Annotated in this window: 21 protein-coding genes; 12 read left to right on the forward strand and 9 right to left on the reverse strand. The window is 60.6% G+C overall.

The genetic code is table 11. From position 1 onward, the window contains the following. Window positions 1–21 precede the first annotated feature (21 nt). Both AB4P94_RS14865 and speB read right to left on the reverse strand, forming a co-directional pair. Window positions 22–444 (reverse strand): YybH family protein, encoded by a 423-nt coding sequence (locus tag AB4P94_RS14865; RefSeq protein WP_395611152.1) that lies wholly within the window; start codon window positions 442–444, stop codon window positions 22–24. Continuing rightward, on the reverse strand, window positions 444–1,394 hold the full coding sequence (gene speB / locus AB4P94_RS14870; RefSeq protein ID WP_033900672.1) for an agmatinase: 951 nt from the start codon (window positions 1,392–1,394) through the stop codon (window positions 444–446). Before speB ends, AB4P94_RS14865 begins: the two co-directional genes overlap by 1 nt. A gap of 256 nt (window positions 1,395–1,650) precedes the next feature. Between speB and AB4P94_RS14875 the strand changes: the two genes are divergently transcribed. The 7 genes from AB4P94_RS14875 to AB4P94_RS14905 all read left to right on the forward strand — a co-directional run bounded on the left by AB4P94_RS14875 (window position 1,651) and on the right by AB4P94_RS14905 (window position 9,561). Then, entirely contained in the window at window positions 1,651–2,544 is an 894-nt protein-coding gene (locus tag AB4P94_RS14875) for a LysR family transcriptional regulator (RefSeq protein ID WP_395611153.1), read from the forward strand. 4 nt (window positions 2,545–2,548) lie between these two features. Further along, entirely contained in the window at window positions 2,549–3,148 is a 600-nt protein-coding gene (locus AB4P94_RS14880) for a tRNA-uridine aminocarboxypropyltransferase (RefSeq protein ID WP_395611154.1), read from the forward strand. Between the two features lie 236 nt (window positions 3,149–3,384). After that, entirely contained in the window at window positions 3,385–4,287 is a 903-nt protein-coding gene (cysM, locus tag AB4P94_RS14885) for a cysteine synthase CysM (RefSeq protein ID WP_395611155.1), read from the forward strand. Beyond that, window positions 4,287–5,639 carry a 23S rRNA (uracil(1939)-C(5))-methyltransferase RlmD gene (gene rlmD / locus AB4P94_RS14890; RefSeq protein WP_395611156.1) on the forward strand — a complete coding sequence of 451 codons (1,353 nt, stop codon included), beginning with the start codon at window positions 4,287–4,289 and terminating at the stop codon, window positions 5,637–5,639. The genes cysM and rlmD overlap by 1 nt, the downstream gene beginning before the upstream one ends. 119 nt (window positions 5,640–5,758) lie before the next feature. Continuing rightward, on the forward strand, window positions 5,759–8,002 hold the full coding sequence (gene relA, locus AB4P94_RS14895) for a GTP diphosphokinase (RefSeq protein ID WP_395611157.1): 2,244 nt from the start codon (window positions 5,759–5,761) through the stop codon (window positions 8,000–8,002). Between the two features lie 154 nt (window positions 8,003–8,156). Then, window positions 8,157–8,990 (forward strand): nucleoside triphosphate pyrophosphohydrolase, encoded by an 834-nt coding sequence (gene mazG / locus AB4P94_RS14900; protein WP_395611158.1) that lies wholly within the window; start codon window positions 8,157–8,159, stop codon window positions 8,988–8,990. A gap of 25 nt (window positions 8,991–9,015) precedes the next feature. Further along, on the forward strand, window positions 9,016–9,561 hold the full coding sequence (locus AB4P94_RS14905) for a DUF2058 domain-containing protein (RefSeq protein WP_395611159.1): 546 nt from the start codon (window positions 9,016–9,018) through the stop codon (window positions 9,559–9,561). A 126-nt stretch (window positions 9,562–9,687) separates the two neighbouring features. Here AB4P94_RS14905 and AB4P94_RS14910 read toward each other — a convergent pair whose 3' ends face one another. The 7 genes from AB4P94_RS14910 to purM form a co-directional block, all read right to left on the reverse strand. Continuing rightward, window positions 9,688–11,808: a TonB-dependent receptor gene (locus AB4P94_RS14910; protein ID WP_395611160.1), complete on the reverse strand. Its 2,121-nt coding sequence runs from the start codon at window positions 11,806–11,808 to the stop codon at window positions 9,688–9,690. Further along, a complete protein-coding gene (locus AB4P94_RS14915; protein WP_395611161.1) occupies window positions 11,805–13,031 on the reverse strand; it encodes an MFS transporter in 1,227 nt (408 codons plus the stop codon). The genes AB4P94_RS14910 and AB4P94_RS14915 overlap by 4 nt, the downstream gene beginning before the upstream one ends. Next, a complete protein-coding gene (locus AB4P94_RS14920; RefSeq protein ID WP_395611333.1) occupies window positions 13,021–14,946 on the reverse strand; it encodes an IucA/IucC family protein in 1,926 nt (641 codons plus the stop codon). The genes AB4P94_RS14915 and AB4P94_RS14920 overlap by 11 nt, the downstream gene beginning before the upstream one ends. Window positions 14,947–15,330: 384 nt before the next feature. Continuing rightward, window positions 15,331–15,519, reverse strand: coding sequence for a hypothetical protein (locus AB4P94_RS14925; RefSeq protein ID WP_110624528.1), 189 nt, complete (start codon window positions 15,517–15,519; stop codon window positions 15,331–15,333). Window positions 15,520–15,898: 379 nt separating this feature from the next. Then, window positions 15,899–16,612, reverse strand: coding sequence for a DUF3108 domain-containing protein (locus AB4P94_RS14930; protein WP_395611162.1), 714 nt, complete (start codon window positions 16,610–16,612; stop codon window positions 15,899–15,901). A gap of 8 nt (window positions 16,613–16,620) precedes the next feature. Beyond that, on the reverse strand, window positions 16,621–17,271 hold the full coding sequence (gene purN / locus AB4P94_RS14935) for a phosphoribosylglycinamide formyltransferase (protein ID WP_395611163.1): 651 nt from the start codon (window positions 17,269–17,271) through the stop codon (window positions 16,621–16,623). Then, on the reverse strand, window positions 17,271–18,329 hold the full coding sequence (purM, locus tag AB4P94_RS14940; protein ID WP_395611164.1) for a phosphoribosylformylglycinamidine cyclo-ligase: 1,059 nt from the start codon (window positions 18,327–18,329) through the stop codon (window positions 17,271–17,273). The genes purN and purM overlap by 1 nt, the downstream gene beginning before the upstream one ends. A gap of 344 nt (window positions 18,330–18,673) precedes the next feature. Here purM and AB4P94_RS14945 point away from each other — a divergent pair, with 344 nt between their 5' ends. The 5 genes from AB4P94_RS14945 (at window position 18,674) to AB4P94_RS14965 (ending at window position 23,280) form a co-directional block, all read left to right on the forward strand. Next, window positions 18,674–19,714: a DUF2066 domain-containing protein gene (locus AB4P94_RS14945; RefSeq protein WP_395611165.1), complete on the forward strand. Its 1,041-nt coding sequence runs from the start codon at window positions 18,674–18,676 to the stop codon at window positions 19,712–19,714. Between the two features lie 54 nt (window positions 19,715–19,768). Further along, the gene (locus AB4P94_RS14950; RefSeq protein ID WP_395611166.1) at window positions 19,769–20,842 is read left to right on the forward strand and encodes an AI-2E family transporter; all 1,074 of its coding nucleotides are present in this window, start codon (window positions 19,769–19,771) and stop codon (window positions 20,840–20,842) included. A gap of 203 nt (window positions 20,843–21,045) precedes the next feature. After that, complete coding sequence (gene hda / locus AB4P94_RS14955) at window positions 21,046–21,750, forward strand: DnaA regulatory inactivator Hda (RefSeq protein WP_395611167.1); 705 nt, start codon at window positions 21,046–21,048, stop codon at window positions 21,748–21,750. A 213-nt stretch (window positions 21,751–21,963) separates the two neighbouring features. Continuing rightward, the gene (locus AB4P94_RS14960; RefSeq protein WP_395611168.1) at window positions 21,964–22,593 is read left to right on the forward strand and encodes a C40 family peptidase; all 630 of its coding nucleotides are present in this window, start codon (window positions 21,964–21,966) and stop codon (window positions 22,591–22,593) included. A 144-nt stretch (window positions 22,594–22,737) separates the two neighbouring features. Beyond that, a complete protein-coding gene (locus tag AB4P94_RS14965) occupies window positions 22,738–23,280 on the forward strand; it encodes a C40 family peptidase (protein ID WP_395611169.1) in 543 nt (180 codons plus the stop codon). Window positions 23,281–23,331: the final 51 nt, after the last annotated feature.

Raw genomic sequence — 23,331 nt, forward strand, 5'->3', positions numbered from 1 at the left:
GATCAGCTCCGATCACATTGGCTAAGGGGGCGGCAGCCCTTCCGGCATTGCGGACAAATGTTCGTGACAGGCCAGCCACAGGCCTTCTTGTTGTTGTGTGCCAGACCCTTGCCGTTTGAAGACAATGGTCTCGCGCTCCTGGCTAAAGAATTGCTCCCCGTTCATGCGCAGCTCGGTGGCCACGTCATGAATAAAAACCGCCACGTCGCCCTGCAGGCTGACAAAAGCGTTGCTCGAGGTGCACGACAGCACCTCGAACCCCTCATCCGCGCGCCAGCTGTCCCACAAGGCCTGGTAGGCATCGCGGTTCAGCAACGGTTGGGGGAGGGTGTAAAACACAAAACTGGCATCCGCGGTGAATGCACCGAAATACGCGGCGCGGTCATTGCGGGCGAACGCCGACACCAGGCCGGCGGCGGCGTTGAGCACGGCTTGCGCGCTCATCAGCGGTGCGCCACGCCGGGCAGTACGCAGAGCATCTCGTACAGCAGGTTGGCGCCGAGCAGCGAGGTGTTGCCGGTGGTGTCGTAGGGCGGCGAAACTTCTACCAGATCACAACCAATCAGGTCGAGGCCCTGGCAGCCACGGATGATTTCAATGGCCTGAATGGTGGTCAGCCCGCCGATTTCCGGAGTACCGGTGCCAGGCGCCCAGGCCGGGTCGATACCGTCGATATCAAAGCTCAGGTACACCGGGCCGCCACCGACTTTCTCACGCACTTCGGCCATCAGCGGCGCGAGGGAGTGGTGCCAGCATTCTTCGGCCTGAACCACGCGGAAGCCCTGTTTGCGGCTCCAGTTGAAGTCTTCGGCGGTGTAACCCTGGGCGCGCAGGCCGATTTGCACCACACGGTCGCAGTCCAGCAAACCCTCTTCGACCGCGCGGCGGAAGGTGGTGCCGTGGGCAATTTTCTCGCCGAACATGTGGTCGTTGACGTCGGCGTGGGCATCAATGTGCACCAGCCCGACCTTGCCGTGTTTCTTGTGGATCGCCCGCAGGATCGGCAGGGTGATGGTGTGGTCGCCGCCCAGGGTCATCGGGATCACGTCGTGCTCGAGGATCTCGTCGTAGGCTTCTTCGATGATGCGCACGGCGTCGAGCAGGTTGAAGGTGTTGATCGCCACGTCGCCGATATCAGCCACCGACAGCGAGTCGAACGGAGCGGCACCGGTGGCCATGTTATAGGGGCGGATCATCACGGATTCGGCGCGGATTTCACGCGGCCCGAAACGGGTGCCGGCGCGCAGCGAGGTGCCGATGTCCAGCGGCACGCCGATAAAGGCGGCGTCCAGGCCTTTGGCCGTTTGCAGGTGGGGCAGGCGCATCATGGTGGCGATGCCGGCGAAGCGCGGCATTTCGTTGCCGCCCAGTGGTTGGTGAAAAATCTTGTCCACGGGAGTGCCTCATCGTTGTTTTGTTTATTAGAGGCCGATTCTGCGAAAAGCCCGGAGCGGGAAGAATCGGCAGGCGCAAATACTTAGTTCAGATTTTTCTAAACTAATGCCTGAGGTAAACTCCGTTCAAATGTGGGAGCTGGCTTGCCTGCGATAGCGGTCTGCTAGCCCCCCTTCCTTTATTGATCCACCGCTATCGCAGGCAAGCCAGCTCCCACATTGGGGTTGCGGTGCCTCAGGTGTAGCTGGAGAACCGATGGCCAACGCCTTGCCCGACCTGAAACTCCTGCGCATCTTCGTCAGCGTCGTGCGCCATCAGGGGTTTGCCAATGCCCAGCACGAGCTCAACCTGTCCACCTCGGCCATTAGCACGTATATGAGCCAGTTGGAGTCGGCGTTGGGCTTGGTGTTGTGCCATCGCGGTCGCGGCGGGTTCAGCCTGACCAGCAAAGGCGAGCTGTTTCATCAGGAAACGCTGCGCCTGCTCGGCGAGCTGGAAGGTTTCGAGCAATACGCCGCCGCACTCAAAGGCGAGTTGCGCGGCACGCTCAAGCTGGGCGTGCTCGACTCCACCGTCAGCGATAAAGCCTTGCCGTTCGCTGAAGTGATTGGCGCCTACAGCCTGGAGCACCCGGCGGTGCACCTGCATTTGTCGGTGATGAGCCCTTACGAGCTGCAACTCGGCGTGCAGGACAACCGCCTGGACCTGGCCATCGGCTGCTTTTCCAACCGCATGAGCGGGCTGATCTATATGCCGCTGTACCGCGAACAGCACTGGCTGTATTGCAGCACGCGGCATCCTTTATTCAATGAACGGCGTATTCCTGAGCAAGTCATTACCCAGCAGCGTATGGTCGGGCGCGGTTACTGGAGCCAGGCGGAGCTGGCGCGTCACGGGTTCAAGCAAAGCGCCGCTACTGTTGAAAGTATGGAGGCGCAGCTGATTCTGGTGCTGTCCGGCGCCTACATCGGCTACCTGCCCGAGCATTACGCCCAGGCTTGGGCCGACAAGGGTGACCTGCGGGTGCTGCTGCCGGCGACATTTGGTTACCAGTCGCCATTCTCGATGATCATTCGCCGTGGCCGCAGCCGCGAGCCGCTGATACAGACCTTCCGCGATTTGCTCAAAGCCCAGCTCAATCAGGCCTGAAATGATGCCCAGACCCCAATGTACCCGCTGCCTGCGGCCCGTTACCCACTGCCTTTGCCCGCTGATTCCGAGCCTCGACAGCCGCACCCGTGTGTTGCTGTTGCAGCACCCCAGTGAAGTTAACCATGCGCTGAATACCGCACGGCTGGCGGCGTTGGGGTTGAACAATGCGCAGTTGGTGGTGGGGGAGGTGTTTGAAGACCTGGCGAGGTTGTTGAGTCCGCCCGGTTATCAGGCGCGGCTATTGTTTCCCGCCGACGATGCCCAGCCGCTGCACGCTTATGCGCCCAGTGACCAGCCGCTGCTGCTGGTGGTCCCCGATGGCACCTGGCGCAAGGCGCGTAAATTGCTGCACCTCAATCCGTTGCTGGCGGCGTTGCCTCGTGTGACCCTCGCTGAGGGGGCCGAGTCCCGCTATCGACTGCGCAGGGCGCCGGGGCCGGGGGCCCTGTCGACGGTGGAGGCGATTGTTCAGGCCCTGGAGGTGCTCGAGGCGCCCACTTCATTTGCGCCGTTGCTCAAACCTTTCGACGCGTTGATCGAGGGGCAGATTGCGGCGATGGGGGAGGAGGTGTTTCAGCGTAATCATGGCGACGGGCGGTAGGGTTAGCCGGTTCACCGAGGTGCGGCTATCGCAGGCAAGCCAGCTCCCACAGGGGAATGCATTTCCATCGACGAATGCAATTCAAATGTGGGAGCTGGCTTGCCTGCGATGGCGCCCTTCAGCCAGCACATCCTTCGCTTATTCCTTTAAACCATAAGCACCACACTTTGCGTGATATGGCCCGCCAGTCTTTCCCGGTATGATGTGCGCCCCGCAGTCTGGATTGCGAATACGCCATGACCTTGCAGTACCCTACAATCGCCGATTGCGTCGGCAACACGCCCCTGGTCCGCTTGCAACGCATGGCGGGTGAAACCAGCAATACCCTGTTGCTCAAGCTCGAAGGGAACAACCCGGCCGGCTCCGTCAAGGACCGCCCGGCGCTGTCGATGATTACCCGCGCCGAGTTGCGCGGGCAGATCAAGCCCGGCGACACCCTGATCGAAGCCACTTCGGGTAACACCGGGATCGCCCTGGCCATGGCCGCGGCAATCAAGGGTTACAAGATGGTGCTGATCATGCCCGACAACGGCAGCGCCGAACGCAAGGCCGCGATGACCGCCTATGGCGCACAGCTGATTCTGGTGACCCAGGAAGAAGGCATGGAAGGCGCACGCGACCTTGCTGAGCGCATGGCCGCCGAAGGCCGTGGCGTGGTGCTCGACCAGTTCGCCAACGGTGATAACCCCGAGGCGCACTACACCACCACTGGCCCGGAAATCTGGCGCCAGACCGGCGGCACCATCACCCATTTCGTCAGTTCGATGGGCACCACCGGCACCATCATGGGCAATTCGCGCTACCTCAAGGAGCAGAACCCGAACGTCCAGATCGTCGGCCTGCAACCGATGGAAGGTGCCGCCATTCCTGGCATTCGTCGCTGGCCCGAAGAGTATCTGCCGAAGATCTACAACGCGACCCGCGTGGACCGGATCATCGACATGGCCCAGCGTGAAGCCGAAGACACCACCCGTCGCCTGGCCCGTGAAGAAGGCATCTTCTGCGGTGTGTCCTCCGGGGGCGCCGTGGCCGGTATGTTGCGTTTGTCCAAAGAACTGGAAAACGCGGTGATCGTTGCGATCATCTGCGACCGAGGCGACCGCTACTTGTCGACCGGCATCTTCGACGAACCCAACTGATGGCCAAGCACGAGAGAGGCCTGCGCTTCCAACCGACGGGCGGCAGCCGGGCCCCGCAGATTCCTGTGGGCAAGAAACAACGCCTGACCATTGAACGCCTGGCCAACGATGGCCGTGGCATCGTGTTTTTCGAAGGCCGTACCTGGTTTGTGAATGGCGCGCTGGCCGGTGAAGAGGTCGAGGCGCGAGTGCTGGGGGCTCATGGCAAAGTGGTCGAAGCCCGCACCGAGCGTGTGTTCAAGGCCAACGAGCTGCGCCGCCCGGCACCCTGTGCCCACGTTGGCCGCTGCGGCGGTTGCAGCGTGCAACACTTGCCCCATGCTGAACAGCTTGCCCTGAAACAGCGCATGCTCGCCGAGCAACTGTCCCGTGTGGCGGGTGTCGAACCGCAAGAGTGGGCGGCACCTTTGAGTGGCCCGGAATTTGGCTACCGTCGCCGCGCCCGCGTGGCCGTGCGTTGGGACGCCAAGGCGAAACATCTGGAAGTCGGGTTTCGCGCCGTGGCCAGCCAGGACATCGTCGCCATCGACGATTGCCCGGTGCTGGTACAGGCCTTGCAGCCGATCATGCAGCGCTTGCCGAACATGTTGCGCCGCTTGAGCAAACCGCAGGCCCTGGGGCATGTGGAGTTGTTCAGTGGTACGTCCATCGCGGTGCTGTTGCGGCACATGGCGCCGCTGTCCGAGGCGGACCTGCAGGTATTGAAAGAATTTTGCGCCTTCCATGAAGCCCAATTGTGGCTGCATGGTGAGGGCCAGCCTGAGCCGGTTGAGGCCGGTTCCGTTCTGGGCTTCCGCCTGGAACAGTGGGATCTTGAGTTGGCGTACCGGCCGGGTGACTTCGTGCAGGTCAACGCCGGGGTCAACGCAGCGATGGTTGCCCAAGCCCTGGAATGGCTGGCGCCGCAGCCCGAAGAGCGGGTGCTGGACTTGTTTTGCGGGCTGGGCAATTTTGCATTGCCACTGGCCAAACAGGTGCGGGAAGTGGTGGCGGTAGAGGGCGTCCAGACCATGGTCGACCGCGCCGCACTGAATGCCGTCAGCAACAATTTGCATAATACGCAGTTTTTTCAGGCCGATTTGTCCCAGCCTTTGACTGACGCACAATGGGCCAAACAGGGCTTTTCTGCGGTACTCTTGGACCCACCCCGTGATGGTGCCCTGGACGTTGTGCGTAAGCTTGCCACGCTGGGGGCCAAGCGTTTGGTGTATGTGTCCTGCAACCCGGCCACGCTGGCGCGGGACACGGTTGAGTTGGTCAAGCAAGGCTACCGGCTAAAGCGTGCCGGGATCCTCGACATGTTTCCGCAAACAGCGCATGTCGAGGCCATGGCGTTATTTGAAGCGGGCTAGGATGCCCGTTTAATCCGACCGGCCTGTCGTCTCCAGGGCCTGTGATCTGCCAGGGAGCAGTAGAAGGTCGGCGATGAATTCTGGCGCATCGAAGGTGCGTCGTAGGGAAGGTAAGCAAGATGGTACAGGTGAGAGCACACCAGCCGATCAACACCGACGGCAGTATCAATCTCGAGGCATGGCTGGATCATGCCGTCAGTGTCGACCCGGCACTGGACCGTGAAGCCTTGAAGGCCGCCTGCGAGTTCGCTCGTGAGTCGGAGCAACAAGACAATGCGGCCAAGAACCTGTGGGCCGAAGGCACTTCAAGCTTTCGCACCGGGTTGGAAATCGCCGAGATCCTCGCCGATCTCAAGCTGGACCAGGATTCGCTGATCGCCGCCGTGCTCTATCGCGGCGTGCGCGAAGGGCATATTGCGTTGCCGCTGGTCAGCCAGCGCTTCGGCGCCGTGGTCGCCAAGTTGATTGATGGCGTGCTGCGCATGGCCGCCATCAGCGCGAGCCTCAGCCCGCGCCAATCGATGGTGCTGGGCACCCAGGGCCAGGTCGAAAACCTGCGCAAGATGCTGGTGGCGATGGTCGACGACGTGCGCGTCGCATTGATCAAGCTCGCCGAACGCACCTGTGCGATCCGTGCGGTAAAAACCGCCGACGACGAGAAGCGCAACCGTGTTGCCCGCGAAGTGTTCGACATCTACGCGCCGCTGGCGCACCGCCTGGGCATCGGCCATATCAAGTGGGAGCTGGAGGACTTGTCCTTCCGCTACCTCGAACCCGATCAGTACAAACAAATCGCCACCTTGCTGCACGAGCGGCGGCTCGACCGTGAGCGCTTCATCAGCGACGTGATGGGCCAGTTGCGTTCCGAGTTGCAGGCCACCGGCGTGGATGCCGACATCAGTGGCCGCGCGAAACACATCTATTCCATCTGGCGCAAAATGCAGCGCAAGGGCCTGGCCTTCAGCCAGATCTACGACGTGCGTGCCGTGCGTGTGCTGGTGCCGGAGATGCGCGATTGCTACACCGCGCTGGGTATCGTCCACACCTTGTGGCGGCACATTCCCAAAGAGTTTGACGACTACATCGCCAACCCCAAGGAAAACGGCTATCGCTCACTGCACACCGCCGTGATCGGCCCGGAAGGCAAGGTGCTGGAAGTGCAGATCCGCACCCACGCCATGCACGAAGAAGCCGAGCTGGGCGTGTGCGCGCACTGGCGTTACAAGGGCACCGACGTCAAGGCCGGGTCCAACCAGTACGAAGAGAAAATCTCCTGGTTGCGCCAGGTGCTGGAATGGCACGAAGAACTGGGCGACATCGGCGGCCTCGCCGAACAATTGCGCGTCGATATCGAGCCGGACCGGGTCTACATCTTCACCCCCGACGGCCACGCCATCGACTTGCCCAAAGGCGCCACGCCGCTGGACTTCGCCTACCGCGTGCACACCGAAATCGGCCACAACTGCCGGGGTGCCAAGATCAACGGGCGTATCGTGCCGCTCAACTACAGCCTGCAAACCGGTGAACAGGTCGAGATCATCACCAGCAAGCACGGCACGCCGAGCCGCGACTGGCTGAACCCGAACCTGGGCTACATCACCACCTCGCGGGCGCGGGCGAAAATCGTCCACTGGTTCAAATTGCAGGCTCGCGACCAGAACGTCGCCGCCGGCAAAACCTTGCTCGAACGCGAACTGGCACGCCTTGGCCTGCCGCAGGTGGACTTCGACAAGCTGGCCGAAAAGGCCAACATGAAGATTGCCGAAGACATGTTCGCCGCCCTCGGTGCCGGTGACCTGCGTCTGGCGCAACTGGTCAACCTGGCGCAGCAACTGGTCGAGCCGGAGCGCGGCAGCGAGCAACTGGAACTCATCCCGCGCAAGGCTACCGGCTACAAACCGGGCAAGCGCGGCGATATCCAGATTCAGGGTGTGGGCAACCTGATGACGCAAATAGCGGGCTGCTGCCAGCCGTTGCCGGGTGACGCCATTGTCGGTTACATCACCCAGGGCCGTGGCGTGAGCATTCACCGCCAGGATTGCGCCTCGGTGCTGCAACTGGGCGGGCGTGAGCCGGAGCGCATCATTCAGGTCAGTTGGGGGCCGGTGCCGGTGCTCACCTATCCGGTGGACATCGTGATCCGTGCCTACGACCGTTCCGGTTTGCTGCGTGACGTGTCGCAAGTGCTGCTCAACGAGCGGATCAACGTGCTGGCGGTCAACACCCGCTCGAACAAAGAGGACAACACGGCGTTGATGTCCCTGACCATCGAGATTCCGGGGCTGGACGCATTGGGGCGGTTGCTGGGGCGGATTTCGCAGTTGCCGAACATCATCGAGACGCGGCGTAATCGTACGCCATGATTAGCTGGCTGAGCGCGGAATAAAATGTGGTAGGGCTTGTGTGGGAGCGGGCTTGCTCGCGAATGCGGTGTACCAGTCAATACATTGGGTGACTGATCCACCGTATTCGCGAGCAAGCCCGCTCCCACATTTGATCTTCAGCGGATAGAGATCAATGTATTCACTAGATGACTTGCTACACCTGATGAACCGCCTGCGCGACCCGCAATACGGGTGCCCGTGGGACATCAAGCAAACCTACGCGACCATCGTGCCGCATACCCTTGAAGAAGCCTACGAAGTCGCCGATGCCATTGAGCGTGGTGACTTTGATCACCTGCAAGGCGAGCTCGGCGACCTGTTGTTTCAGGTGGTGTATTACAGCCAGCTGGCGCGGGAAGAAGGGCGCTTCGAATTCGCCGGGGTGATCGACAGCATCACGCGCAAGCTGATCCGTCGCCATCCTCACGTGTTCCCCACGGGCGACCTGTATGCGCCGCTGGATATCCCGCAGCTGAGCGAGGAGCAGGTCAAGGAACGCTGGGAGCAGATCAAGGCCGAGGAGCGTGCGGAACAATCCGACGCGCCGGAGCAATTGTCCCTGCTTGATGATGTGCCCACCGCCTTGCCGTCTTTATCCCGTGCCGCCAAATTGCAGAAGCGCGCCAGCCAGGTCGGTTTCGACTGGCCATCCGCGCTGCCGGTGGTGGACAACGTGCGCGAAGAGCTGGATGAAGTGCTCGAAGCCATGGCTGATAACGATTCTGCGGCCATCGCTGATGAGGTCGGCGACCTGCTGTTTGCCGCCGTCAACCTGGCTCGTCACCTCAAGGTCGACCCGGAAGCCGCGCTGCGTGGCGCCAATGCCAAGTTCGAACGACGTTTCCGATTTATCGAACAGGCATTGCGCGATACCCGTCGCCCCATGGAAGATTGCACCCTCGAAGAGTTGGACGCCCTGTGGGGCGAAGCCAAACGTCAGGAAAAGAACATGTCCAGCTGCGGTTGAGCGGCTGCCAAAGTGAGTAAGCACCATGAGCATTTCCCTTCGCGACCAGTTGCTCAAAGCAGGGCTGGTCAACCAGAAGCAGGCCAAGCAGGTCGGCAAAGAGAAACAGAAACAGCAGCGCCTGGTCCACAAAGGCCAGATCGAGGCGGACGACACCCAGGCACGCTTGGCGGCTGAGGCGCAGGCCGAGAAGGTCAAGCGCGATCAGGAGCTGAACCGTCAGCAGCAGGAAAAAGCCGAGGCCAAGGCCCGCACCGCCCAGGTCAAGCAACTGATCGAGACCTCGCGCCTGCCGAAGCTGACCACCGAGGATTACTACAACTTCGTGGATGACAAGAAGGTCAAGCGCCTGTCGGTCAACACGTTGATGCGCAACAAGCTGAGCAACGGCTCCCTGGCAATCGTGCACCACGGTGGCGGTTACGAGGTGATCCCCCGTGAGGCTGCGCTGAAAATCCAGGAGCGTGCACCGGAGCGTATCGTGCAGCTCAACCTCCTGACCGAGACACAAGTGCCGGATGAGGATGATCCGTACGCTGCCTACCAGATCCCTGATGACCTGATGTGGTAAGCCGCTGGAAACAACAGCGGTGTCCTGCGTAATTCCCCCTGGATAAGGGTAAACAGCCACCGTGGCGAGGGAGCAAGCTCCCTCGCCACGGTGGCTGTTTACCTGTTCTGTCGCTTAGCCAGCCGATCACCAATCCACGGCGTAACTCACGCTGAAGGTCCGACCTTCGGCATTCGGGTACGGCGCGCGGGCGTTGGCCTGGGCAAACATGTTCTGGTAGTTGCGGTTTGTGAGGTTGTACACCGCACCTTCGAGACGACCGACCGGCAGCCTCACCGAACCGAGCAAATCGGCCAGGGTGTAGCCTTTGATATCGCGGCCGTTGTTGTCCTTGAACGCGGCGTCATAGTCATCCAGGCGCATGCCCTGCAAGCGCAGGCTGTAGTCGCCACGGTCATAGCCGATAAAGGCGGTGGTTTTGGCCGGGGAGATGCGCGTGGCAGGCAGGTCGATCCATTGGCCGTTCTGGCGGGTTTCACCCTTGGCGTAGGCATAAGTACCGCCCACCGACCACTGGTCAGTCACGTTGTAGGTCAGGGTCGTTTCGACACCGCGCACGCGCTCTTTTTGATTGATCAGGCGCAACACGCGATCATTGGCATCATAGAACTGGGTCACGTCCGACGTGTTTTCATACGCCGTGACGCTGGCGAGCCACTTGTCCCAGTTGCCACGCCAGCCCAGCTCGTAGCTGTCGACTTTGAGCGCCTGGGCATTCAGGTTTTGAATGTCGTACTTGCTGTTCACGTCACGCAGGAAACGCTGGATATCCGGCAGGGAAAAGCCCTGGCTGAAGTTGAAAAACACGTCCTGGTTTTCGCTCAGGTGATACACCGCCCCGAGGTTATAGAGGGTGTCATCGTATTTGAGCGTACCGCCCGGCAGTGTTGCGCGATTGCCGGTCTGGACGATTTCGCCATAAGCGATGCTGTCGGACACTTCGCTCTGAATCCACTCGCGACGCACACCGCCGCGCAGGGTCCAGTCATCGATGTCGTAGGACAGCTGGCCGAAAATGGCTTTGGTGGTGGTCGCAATGTCCGGGCCCAGTTCGAAGGTGGTGCCGGTCTTGGTATAGCTCAGGCCGTTGACCCGGTATTGGTCGCCGCGCTGGCGTGAGGTTTCGTGATCGTAATCGGCGCCCCAGACCAGGTTGCCGGTCGCTCGGCCGATGTCCGGCATTTGCGTATCGATGGCTGCACGCAGGCCATACACATCCTGCACGCTGTTGTTGTCGGAGACCCCGGCGCGGCCCCGGGACAGGTCCGGGAAAAACAGCGCGTCGGCACGCCGCCAGTAACTTTCAACCTGCAAGCCCTGGCCGTAGAAATCCTTGTCGGCGTAGTTGAGGTTGACCGCCTGGTTATGGGTGAACGGTTGATCGTCCAGGTCCAGGCCTTTTACCGCGACGGCGGTGCCTGTGATGCGTGGGTTCTTGGTGTAACGGGTGTCCTGTTCGTCTTTGTAGTCTTGCAGCGACAGGCTGATCTTCTTGTCGTCATCCAGCTCGTAGCCGAAGCGGCCTTGCAGGTCGTAGGTGTCGGTGTCCATGTTGCTGCCCTGGGACGTGTCCTGGGGAATGCGCTTGCCGTTACCGTCGAACTGGTCGTTGCGTTGCACGGTGTTGCCCGAAAGGTACCAGTCCACGGGGCCATTGCGGCCGGTGGCGCTTTGGAAGGCGTCGTAAGAGAACCCTTTGTGGCTGAAGTTGTTGCCGGTGGTCATGCCGATCTTGCTGCTGAACGCCAGGTCTTCACCCTTGTTGCGCTTGGTGATGATGTTGATGATGCCGCCTGATGCGCCCGCGCCGTAGACACTGCTGGCGCCGGAAATCACTTCGATGCGCTCGATACTTTCCGGGGCCACGCTGTTGAGCTGGCGGAAGTTATCGCGCGTGGCGTTTTGGGACACGCCATCAATCAGGATCAGTGTGTTGCGCCCGCGCAGCGTCTGGCCGAAGTTACTCATGCCGCCACTGGAGGGGGCAATGCCCGGTACCAATTGGCCGAGGATATCCGCAACGCGGCGGCCGGCAGCCGCCTGCTGGCGGATCTGCTCTTCGTTGATCACCTGCACGGAGCCTGGAATCTGCGCAATGCTGGTTTCATTGCGTGTGGCCGAGACCACAGTGGCCTGTAGTTGCAGGTTGGCGGGCGCTGCCTGCGTGTCCTCAGGTTGATCAGCCCAGGCGGGGGCGCTGAACGATCCGAGAAGCGGCAGCAGAACTGCCCATTGTGATTTGGTCATGAACTTGCCTTTGAGTTATTAGAAGTATTGACAGAAAAACCGGATGCCTCGGGTGTTCGGGTGAACGAACGGATGGCGCGGATGCCCACGGCGGCGAGGGCATACGTCAGTGCGACCAGCCAGAAGCTGTGCCCCAGGCCGACCATTCCCATGCCGACTCCGCCGATCAACGCCCCGCACAACGCCCCAGCCTTGGCCGCGCTGTTGCCCAGGCCGAGGGCGAAACCCTGCTGGGCCGGCGCAACGGTGTTGGCGATCAAGGTGTAGGCGACCGGCAGCAACGCCCCCTGCCACACCCCCCACAACAGCCGACTGGCGAGAAACCCCAGCCATTCGCTGGCCAGCGCCGTGAAGGCCAGCGTCAAGGCGCAGGACCACGTGACCCACTCGATGATGCGCAGCGTGTGTGCGGGTTGATGGCGGTCAAACAGGCGGCCCCACAACGGAGCGGACAACGCCAGGGTCAGTGCGCTGGCGGCGTAGCTGGCGCCGATCAGCCACGCAGGCGCGTGCAAAACGTCGGCGACGTAGAGGGCGTAAAACGGTTGGGGCATCATCTTGGCGGCCTGGATCAACACGATGATGCCCAGCATTGCGCCGAGCCAGCCTTTGGGCAGTGCGCCGGGTTTTGAGGCGGTGAGTGGTCGTGATCGCGGTGAGTCGCTGGGCAGGAACACGCTGATCACTGCGCACAAAAGGCACACGGCAGTGGCGCTGTAGCAGAGCAAGGCAAAGCCTGAAACGTCCATCAACCAGCCGCCCAGAACCGGCCCGGCCAGCGAGCCCACGGCGGTGGCCGATTGCAGCCGGGCCAGAATGTGTCCGCGCCCGCCGTCCCCGCAGCAGGCCAGCGCATAGGCTTGGGCCGCCGCAATAAACCCCGCCAGTGCGCCTTGCGCCACGCGAATGGCCACCAGCAGCCACGGATCGAAGGTGATGGCAGCCAGTGCCTGGCACGCCGCCAATGCCAGCAGCGCACGGATGATCATTGGCTTGTGGCCGGTACGGTCGCCGAGTCGCCCCCACATGGGCGTGAGGACCATCGCCGCCATCATCGGCCCGGCATACACCAGTGACGATAACAGGCCGGTGTAGTGGGCGTTGGCAGCGCCAAGCAGCTTCTGGATTTGCAGCGGCCAGAACGGGCCGCTCATTTCCATGGCCCCCATCGACACCAACTGAATCACCACCAGCAGCCGCAGTGCGGTGTGGTTAGCCTGCATTGGCGGCGGCGCTCAGCGGGTTGGGCAGCCGCCCGACGATATCGGCATGGCTTTCCAGTAGCCGCATGCGCATGAACGATTTGGCCGGCCAGTCCTGCACCAGCAGGGCTTCGCGTTCGGTCTCCCAGCGCTGGGGATCGACCGAGCTGCGCACATCGTCGAAGCACTGGCTGACCTGCGCCGACAGTTCATTCCAGAGAAATGCCTGGGGGATGTCGAAATGACGCGCGCCAAGCAATACCAATTCGCCCAGGTGGCACATGAACACCGTGTGCAGCAGCTTGTCGCGAACGAAGCCTGCGTCGTCGTACAGGGTCATCTTCGGGTCGTGCAGTTCAATGTCCAGGCCATGGGCGTGCAGGGTTTTACGGTCGATGCGGATATCACCGAAATCGCGCAACAGCAGGCGGCTCAATTGCCCGTCGGCAGCCATGACCATGAAGGAATTCTGCTGATGCGCCTCGAACGCCACGCCATAGCGCAGGTACATGCCCAGCAGGGCGGGCACGGCGATGGCGGCATAGTCACGCAAGAACGCGAGCATGGCCTGCGCGTCTTCCCGGCCCTGGCTCAGGCGAACCCACTGCCTCAGCAACGGATGCCCGTGTTGATCGATGGCAAACAGGCTGCCCACCGGCACGGCCATTTCGCCGGGTTGGAGCAGGCTTTGGGGGTTGTCGCGATAGAGTACGCCCAGGTGCCGGGAATGCTCGTCATTGGCGGGGTGTGGCTTGAAATGCACGCCGATCCGCTCGGGAACGATGCTGAGGATTTTCTGAAGCTCAGGCTCGCGCTCCAGGATCGTCAACAGCAGATGGCTGATTCGCGGCCCCATGCGCGCCGAACGCGGCGACACGGTGCGCTGCACGCTGGTCAGGCGCAGCGACACCGGAAGTTTGACCATCGGCGCGTCGCAGCGGCCTTCCGGCAGCACGGTACGGAAGGACATGGTGGGGTGGGCGGTGAAGGCGACAATATCGGTCAGCACCAGCAGCTTGTCGCCGATTTCATTGGCGAACAGTTGCGGTAATTCCTGGCGGGCCTGCCAAGGGTGAGCGGGCAGGGGCAGGTAGTCGCTCGCTTCAAGGCCTTGGGCGGCCAGTGTTGCGGTCAATTGCTGGGCCGCCTGCGGGAAATGGTTGCTCCACCACGGCCAGTAATCGGCGGTGCCGGCCAAGGCTTCAACATGCGCGTACTGGCGATGCAGCGCGCACAGGAACACCGGGAAGCGCGCTTCGAACTCTGGCGAGAAATCGATGACCTGATCGGTCGCCAGGCCCAGCTTGGTCTTGTAGTTGGGGTGCCAGGGATGGCCCAGCGTGCCCCATTGTTCAAGCACGGAAGTGGGATTGGTAACGTCTGGATCGTTCTTGAGATGGATCAGCAGGTTGTCCTGATGCTCCGGGGCCATCGCGGCATGCAGCTTGACCGACCATTGCTGGTGAAACGCCAGGCACAAGGTGTCGTTGACGAAGCTATCGTCGATCTCGGTGTTAAGGCGGCTCAGGACTTGCGGATCTGCGGGCGATTCTAGCGCGCTGTTGAGCAGTGACAATAATTGCGACGGGAATTGAATCTTCTGTTCGGGCTGATCGTCACGCAGGGCGGTGACCTCGCCGCGCAGGTCCCAGTTTGCCATGCGGCCAGGGCGCAGATGGTCGAAGCGCAGGCGGGTTTGGTCAGGCAGCGTCAGCCAACATTGGCCGTGCTCGTCGCAGGCGCGAGCGCCGGGTGCCAGCAGGCCTTCCCGGAAGAGTGCCTGGATCAGGCGTTGGAAGCTGCGCTCAGCGGCGGGGGCCAAGGTACTGATCAAAGAATCGAGGGTGATGTGGCTGGCCTGGAACTGCGGTGTGGCGAGTGCTTCGCCCCAACGCTCAAGCAATGATTTTTCCGGCGTCCTGCTGTTCCCGTTCATCATGTTGAACTCCTTATCCGTAAGCCTGAGTGAGAGGCGGCGGGATACTATCGAGAATCATTACCAAATGTCTATTTGTTGTTACATTAATTGCGGAAACGATTATTCAGGCCGGGCGAAATGGGGGATGTGCAAGGAAGATGCTGGGTTGCTGAAGGGGGAGGTGCAAGCGGGAGGCCTCTGGAACAGGCTATTTGAGCGTTTTGGCGGGGCTTGTAGTGCGGGTCTTCAATCTTTGTAGGATGTATCGATTTATACAACGATCCCTATGTTGTCCCAAAAAGCGATGGGCTTGAAACGAAAAACCCCGCTCAAAGGCGGGGTTTTTGTTTGCAGATAATCCAGCTGCTGTGTGGGGCTGGATGCCTGCGAGATTTCAGAGTTTCAGGAGCTTTGTGCCTGGCGTTTCAGTTCGAGAGTTTCGAGCTCGTTTTTATAATTGTGGGCTTCGTTCTCGTTGTGAAACATGCCGACCAGTTGGTCTTGCTGATGTACATCCCAGATGTGAATCCCATGGCCCAGTGCTTCGTGAGACATGTGTGCATCGTCGCGTTCAGTTACTTTTACAGTCATCTGCTTGCTCCAATCTCTGGTTGACCTGCGGCAAGTCGTCGCAGGCCTCTTTTATATGTTTTGTTAGCTTGCTAAGTAAACAGGTTTTGCGCGCAACAATTCATTGCATAAAACGCAACAGTGCTGCAGGCCACGGATTTCGGGGTTTTGTCTCGCAGGTACTTGAGTTTTATGACAGAAGTTTCATGTTCGAGGCGGGTCAATCAGTCATGTATTGGCTTTAGCACCGCCCTCGCAGGCAAGCCAGCTCCCACAGGAGAAATGCATTCCATCTGTGGGAGCTGGCTTGCCTGCGATGGCGGTAGAAGCTTTAAAACAAAATCTGCAGACGAAAAAAAGCCCCGCATTCAGCGAGGCTCTTTTCTGACTCATCAGCCCATCAGCTGCCTTTGACAGCCTTGCCGTCAACGGTGCCGTCCAGCAGCATGATGTTGTATTCCTTGCCGTCGGTTTCCACCTGACGCAGGGCAACCAGGATGCCACCCCAGTCCTTGGCAAACCACATCTGGGTGATGCGTTTGCTTTGCGACGGGTCACGCACGCGCTCAACCTTGATCGCATCGATGGCGCCGGCTTTGGTCTGGACCTTTTCCGGGCCGATCACGCGGAAGTCGTAGGTGTCGACGTCTGTGCCTTCAGCCACGCGGTAGCTCATGCTTTTCTTGCCGGCAGCCACGTCACGTTGCAAGGCAAGTTGATAGGTCGATTTATCGAGCATGCCACTTTCGAGGGTGACATTGACCGGGTCTTTGTTTTCAAAGCCGGTGATTTTTTTGGTGGCCTGATCGAAGTCCAGGTTGATCTTCTTGGCCTTGCCCAAACCGCCGCGCTCGAAGGTGTAGCTCTTCGGTTGCAGGGTGTCCTTGTCAAAGAGGATCACGCTGGTTTCGGTGAGGCTGGCGATCATCATGGAGGCCTTGAAATTCAAGGTCCAGGAGCCATCCCCATTCTTGGTCAGGCTGCGTTCGGCCGAACCGCTCATGGGCAACTGTTTCCAGTCGGCGGTGTAGCTGGCGGAGAAGGGGTGAAGGTCTGCTGCTTGCACGGCTGGCAAGGCGAACAGCGCAAAAGCGAAGAGCAAGGCGCGACGCATAAAATCTCCTAGGTTCGAATCAAGTGGCCGCTGGCCGCGAGTAACTGACCGTCCAATAATGCACCCTGTTCACCGAGAATCAACCGCCCCTCGGCAAACCAGCGAACAGCCAGTGGATAAATGCTGTGTTCCTGGGTGTGAACCCGTTGCGCAAGTGTCTGCGCCGAGTCTGCAGACTCTACCGGAACCACTGCCTGTACGACCAGAGGCCCGCCATCGAGTTCCTCTGTCACAAAGTGCACGCTGCAGCCGTGTTCGCGCTCGCCTGCATCGAGTGCGCGCTGGTGCGTGTGCATGCCTTTGTATTTGGGCAGCAGGGAAGGGTGGATGTTGAGCAGGCGCCCCTCGTAGTGCCGCACAAAGTCGGCGCTGAGAATGCGCATGAAGCCGGCGAGGACGACAAGTTTGGGGTTGAAGGCGTCAATCAGTTCGATCAGGGCGTTGTCGAAGGCTTCGCGACCTTCGAACGCCTTGTGATCGAGTGAGCGGGTGTCGATACCCGCGTCCCTGGCGCGTTGCAGGCCGTAGGCGTCGCTGCGGTTGGAAATCACCGCAGCGATGCGCACCGGGCTGTCGCCGGTACGCGTGCTGTCGATCAGTGCCTGCAAGTTACTGCCGGTGCCGGAAAGCAGCACCACGACATTACAGGTTGCAGGCATCAGTGAGCCTTGAGGTTCTTCAGTTCAACCTGGGCTGCGCCTTCGGGTGCAGTGGCGATCTGGCCGATGACCCAAGGTTGCTCGCCGGCTTCACGCAGCACGTTCAGTGCGGCTTCAACGTGCTCTTGAGCCACGCAGATGACCATGCCTACGCCGCAGTTCAGGACGCGGTGCATTTCGGTTTCGTTGACGTTGCCTTTTTCTTGCAGCCAGTCGAAGACGGCCGGGCGAGTCCAGCTGGCCACGTCGACAATCGCCTGGGCGCCTTTTGGCAGGACGCGCGGGATGTTGTCCAACAGGCCGCCACCAGTGATGTGGGCCATGGCCTTGACGGCGCCAGTGTCCTTGATCAGCTTGAGCAGTGGCTTGACGTAGATGCGGGTCGGAGCCATCAGCAGATCGGTCAGTGGCTTGCCGTCGAGTTGGGTGTTCTCGATCTCGGCGCCGGACACTTCGATGATCTTGCGGATCAGCGAGTAACCGTTGGAGTGCGGGCCGGAGGATGGCAAGGCGAGCAGGGCGTCGCCCGCGGCTACTTTGGAACCGTCGATGATTTCAGCTTTTTCTACAACGCCAACGCAGAAGCCGGCCAGGTCGTAGTCTTCGCCTTCGTACATGCCTGGCATTTCAGCGGTTTCGCCGCCGACCAGGGAGCAACCCGACAGTTCGCAGCCAGCGCCGATGCCGGTGACCACTTGTGCAGCGGTGTCCACGTTCAGCTTGCCGGTGGCGTAGTAGTCGAGGAAGAACAACGGCTCGGCACCGCAGACCACCAGGTCGTTCACGCACATGGCCACCAGGTCGATGCCGATGGTGTCGTGCTTGTTCAGGTTCAGTGCCAGGCGCAGCTTGGTGCCCACGCCGTCGGTGCCGGACACCAGCACAGGCTGTTTGTAGCCGGCCGGGATTTCGCAGAGGGCGCCAAAACCGCCCAGGCCGCCCATGACTTCAGGGCGCGCAGTGCGCTTGGCGACGCTCTTGATGCGTTCGACCAATGCTTCACCGGCGTCGATGTCTACACCGGCGTCCTTGTAGCTCAGGGAGGGTTGCTTGCTCATGATCCAGGCCTTTAGGGGGGATTTCTGGGTAACGACCGGGCTGGCAGGGCTTTCAATGAAGAGGCTCAGCCGTTGACGGTCTGCGAAGGCGCGCGATTTTATCAGGCTTGAGGGGCAGCGGCCATCCTCGGGCCGACGGGCAGGGCGATATGGTGTTAAAAAAATGCCAATCGACTCTGATTTGCCGCCTATTAAGGTATAGCCTTGGATCCGCTATCGTTATGACAGTAGGAAAACTTACCAAGACCCTGTGAATGTTTTACCGGCCGCTGCTGTCACAGCCTTGCCAAGCCGAGTTCACGCGGTCTGTTCCAGCCGCTAAATTTGTCGTTCGGGAATCTTCCATGCGTCTGTGTAAATTCTTTTTTGTAGGCTGCTTGTCGTTGGTCAGCCTGGCGAGTCATGCCGAAACCCTCAATGGTCTTTATCAAGTACTTGAACCAGTCAGCAGCCAGTCACCCCAAGAGCGCGACCAGGCGACCCAGCGCGCCGTGCAAACCCTGGTGATCCGCCTGACCGGCGACGCCAAGGCCGCCGATGGCCCGGGCCTGGCGGCGATTCGCAAGGATCCGCAACAAATCATCAGCCAGTACGGTTACGACGCTGGCCCGCCAGAAAGCCTGCAAGTGGATTTCGACCCGGTGAGCACCGACCGCGCGTTGCGTGAAGCCGGCCTGTCGATCTGGGGCAGCAATCGCCCGTCGATCCTCGGTTGGTGGCTGAACGACTCGACTGAAGGCAGCAGCCTGATCGGTGATGGCCAGGCCGTCGCCCAGGCCCTGCGCCGTGCGGCCCAGCATCGCGGTTTGCCATTGCGCTTGCCTTTGGGTGACCTGGATGAGCAAGTCGTCGCCACCGCGCCGAATCTGGAAAGTGCGGACGCCACACCCCTGCGCGTCGCTTCCGAACGTTACGGCGCCGATGCGTTGCTCGCGGTGCACGCGCGCCAGGACGGCAACCAATGGCAGGCCAAATGGCGCCTGTGGTTGGGTGACAAGAGCGAGCAGGGTACCGCCCAGGGCGCCGACACCGGCGCGGTGGCTGATGCCGTGATGCTGGCGGTCAGCCAGAAACTGGCGCCGCGCTTCGCGGTCAAGCCGGGCGTCAGTACTGAACAATTGCTTGAGGTGCAGGGCATGACCCTGGAGCGCTACGCCGCGCTGGGTCATCTGTTGGAGCCGTTTGGCGGCCAGCCGCGGCTCGTGGATGGCAATCGGATTGTGTATCGCGTCAACGGCAGTGCCGATCAGTTACGGACTCAGTTGAGCCTGGCCAAGTTGACGGAGGTGCCGGCGGGTGAGGCACCTGCCCAGCAACCGGTGGCGGATGGCACGCAGCCGGCTGCTTCCCCTGAGCCTCAGGTGCAACTGCGTTTTCGTTGGTAAGCGTTCTCCCTTCTATATATAGAAGCGGGAAATAGATAACAGAAGGAGTGGTATATGGCGGATACGCGTCGTTGGGTGTGGCTTGGCGGGATTGTCCTGCTGTGCGTGTTTGTGTTCTTGCTGCATTCGATCCTGACGCCGTTCCTGGTCGCGTTGCTGCTCGCGTATCTGTTCGATCCCGTGGTGGATCGCCTGGAGAAAGTCGGGCTGTCACGCACCTGGGGCGTGGTGGCGGTGTTTGCCCTGTTCACCTTGATCGTCACCGCGTTGGTGTTGGTGCTGGTTCCCATGTTGGCCAAGCAATTGTTTCGCCTTTATGAGTTGGCGCCGCAGATGCTCGACTGGCTGCAGCACACGGCAATGCCGTGGGCCCAGGCCAAGTTGGGGCTGGCGGATGGCTTCTGGAAGTTTGACAAGGTCAAGGCGGCAATCAGCGAACATATGGGCCAGACCACCGACATCGTCGGTGTGGTGCTCAGCCAGGCCACGGCATCCAGCCTCGCGCTGATCGGCTGGCTGACCAACCTGGTGCTGATCCCGGTGGTGGCGTTCTACCTGCTGCGCGACTGGGACATCATGATGGCCAAGATCCGCAGCCTGCTGCCGCGCAACAGCGAGGAGCGCATTGTCTCCCTGGCAGAGGAATGCCACGAGGTGCTTGGTGCGTTCGTCCGCGGCCAGTTACTGGTGATGCTGGCGCTTGGAATCATCTATGCCGCAGGCTTGATGGCGATCGGCCTGGAGTTAGGGCTGTTGATCGGTTTGATTGCAGGCCTGGCGGCTATCGTGCCGTACATGGGCTTCGTGATCGGCATCGGCGCCGCGCTGGTAGCGGGGCTGTTCCAGTTTGGCGGTGACCTGTACCCGATGCTGGGGATTGTCGCGGTATTCATGGTTGGTCAGGCCCTGGAAGGTATGGTGCTGACACCATTGCTGGTCGGCGACCGGATCGGCCTGCACCCGGTGGCGGTGATCTTTGCAATCCTGGCCGGCGGTGAGCTGTTCGGTTTTACCGGGATCCTGCTCGCGCTGCCGGTGGCGGCGGTGATCATGGTGCTGGTGCGCCATGTGCACGATCTGTACAAGGATTCGGATGTGTATACCGGGGTTGAAGACCCCGACTTGTAACCGTTGCATCACAAACCCGGCTCAGGCCGGGTTTGTTGTTTCTGGGGGTGGGGTGTCAAACTATTTGCGCAAATCGCCCAAGTTAACGCAAACCTTTGATTTTGCTTGTGGTCTGCTGCATTGTGCGCCCGGCGTCACGGGTATAAACTTTGCAAACTTTACACAGAGGCCACTAACGGTTCGTTTGGAGCCGTTCAGTCAGCATGAAACCGATTCAGCTGCCCTTGGGTGTGCGTCTGCGTGACGACGCCACCTTCATCAATTACTACCCAGGCGCCAATGCCGCTGCACTCGGCTATGTCGAGCGGCTCTGCGAAGCCGACGCCGGGTGGACGGAAAGCCTGATCTATCTGTGGGGCAAACACGGTGTGGGGCGTACCCACCTGTTGCAGGCCGCGTGCCTGCGCTTCGAACAAATGGGCGAACCGGCGGTTTACCTGCCGCTGGCTGAGTTGATGGACCGTGGAATCGGCATCTTCGACCAACTCGAACAATACGAACTGGTGTGCCTGGACGACCTTCAAGCAATCGCCGGCAAGGCGGATTGGGAAGAAGCGTTGTTTCATCTGTTCAACCGCTTGCGTGACAGCGGCCGGCGCTTGCTGATTGCCGCCTCCACGTCGCCGCGTGAGCTGCCGATCAAGCTGGCTGACCTCAAGTCGCGCCTGACGCTGGCGCTGATCTTCCAGATGCGGCCCTTGTCTGATGAAGACAAATTACGCGCCCTTCAACTGCGCGCGTCCCGTCGCGGCCTGCACCTGACCGACGAGGTGGGGCACTTCATCCTCACCCGTGGCACTCGCAGCATGAGCGCCTTGTTCGATTTGCTTGAACAGCTCGACCAGGCCTCTCTGCAGGCTCAGCGCAAGCTCACCATCCCCTTCCTCAAAGAAACCCTCGGCTGGTAGCCAGCCCAGTCATTTCAAGGCTTTCGGCAAATTCCAGGCGCCAGAAAACCTGCGTTTGGGCCGGTGTAGCCACGCAAAAGGCATGAAATGGGTGTTAAGGGCTTAGATGTCATAGTCCAAACAAGAAGTCACATAGATCACGATTGAATTTGCAAATCGATGTGATAGTGGGCATAGTCTCGACTTCTTTACATATCAGCCACGGTCGTGCCCATGCTAAATCGCTTCGCACCCCTCGTGCCACTCGCACTCGTAACCCTGTTGTTTGGTTGCGCCTCCCACCCTCAACAGGTGGTCGAGCAGCAAAAAAGCCAACAACAGTCCCAGGCAAAATTCGTTGCATCGCAATCTTCCACTGTTTATCAGGAAGAGATCGCAACTGAAAAAGAACTGGCCGACTTCGCCAGTAACAAGCCTTACCAGCTCCCGGTTCTGGCCGACAGCATCCTTGAACGCGGCATGTCCCTGATCGGTACCCGTTACCGTTTCGGTGGTACCTCTGAAGCCGGTTTTGACTGCAGCGGCTTCATCGGCTACCTGTTTCGTGAAGAAGCCGGCATGAACTTGCCGCGCTCGACCCGCGAAATGATCAACGTGGATGCACCGTTGGTCGCACGCAACAACCTCAAGCCCGGCGATCTGCTTTTCTTTAGTACGGCCGGCCGTGGTCGTGTCAGCCACGCCGGTATCTACTTGGGTGATAACCAGTTTATTCACTCCAGCAGCCGCCGCAGTGGCGGTGTTCGAGTCGATAACCTGGGTGACAGCTACTGGAGCAAAACCTTCATCGAAGCCAAGCGCGCACTCGCCATGGCCCCGACTACGGTTACCGCCAGCAAGTAAAGTTAAAGTGATACTTGAAGTTTGACGTGTAAGCGCTAGAATCCCTGGATATTGTTGGAATCCGTTCGCGCGAGCTTTGCTTGCGCGTTCTGGTTTTCAGCGTTCGGCAGCGAAAGCCGCATCCAGACCAGGATTGTTCTGCACATGTCGACCTCGGCCCGCCTTATTCTTCTCGTTTGCGCCGCGCTTCTCAGCGCCTGCGCAAGCCGTCCACCGCCGCCGGCTCCCGTAGCCGTGAAGCCCAAGCCGGTGTTCAACTATTCCACCCAAAGTTTCTCGCCTGCTGCCGAAGACGTGCTCTTTCGCGCGCTGGGGCTGGTCGGCACGCCTTACCGATGGGGCGGCAACACGCCGGACTCCGGGTTTGATTGCAGCGGCCTGATCGGCTTTGTGTTTCGCGATGCCGCCGGAATTTCCCTGCCACGTACCACCCGTGAGCTGATCGTGATGCGCGCACAGGATGTCAGTGAGCAGAACCTGCAGACAGGTGACTTGCTGTTCTTCGCCACTGGTGGCGGTTCGCAGGTGAGCCACGCCGGGATCTACGTCGGCGAAGGCCGCTTTGTGCATGCGCCGCAAACCGGCGGTACCGTGAAGCTGGACACCTTGTCCAAGGCCTATTGGCAGAATGCCTACCTGAGTGCCAAGCGGGTGTTGCCGGCTGAGCATCTGGCGCGCAATCCATAAGGCTAATGAAGATCCCAATGTGGGAGCGGGCTTGCTCGCGAAGGCGGAGCG

It is taken from the genome of Pseudomonas sp. B22129 (genome assembly GCF_044218875.1).
GTDB lineage: Bacteria > Pseudomonadota > Gammaproteobacteria > Pseudomonadales > Pseudomonadaceae > Aquipseudomonas.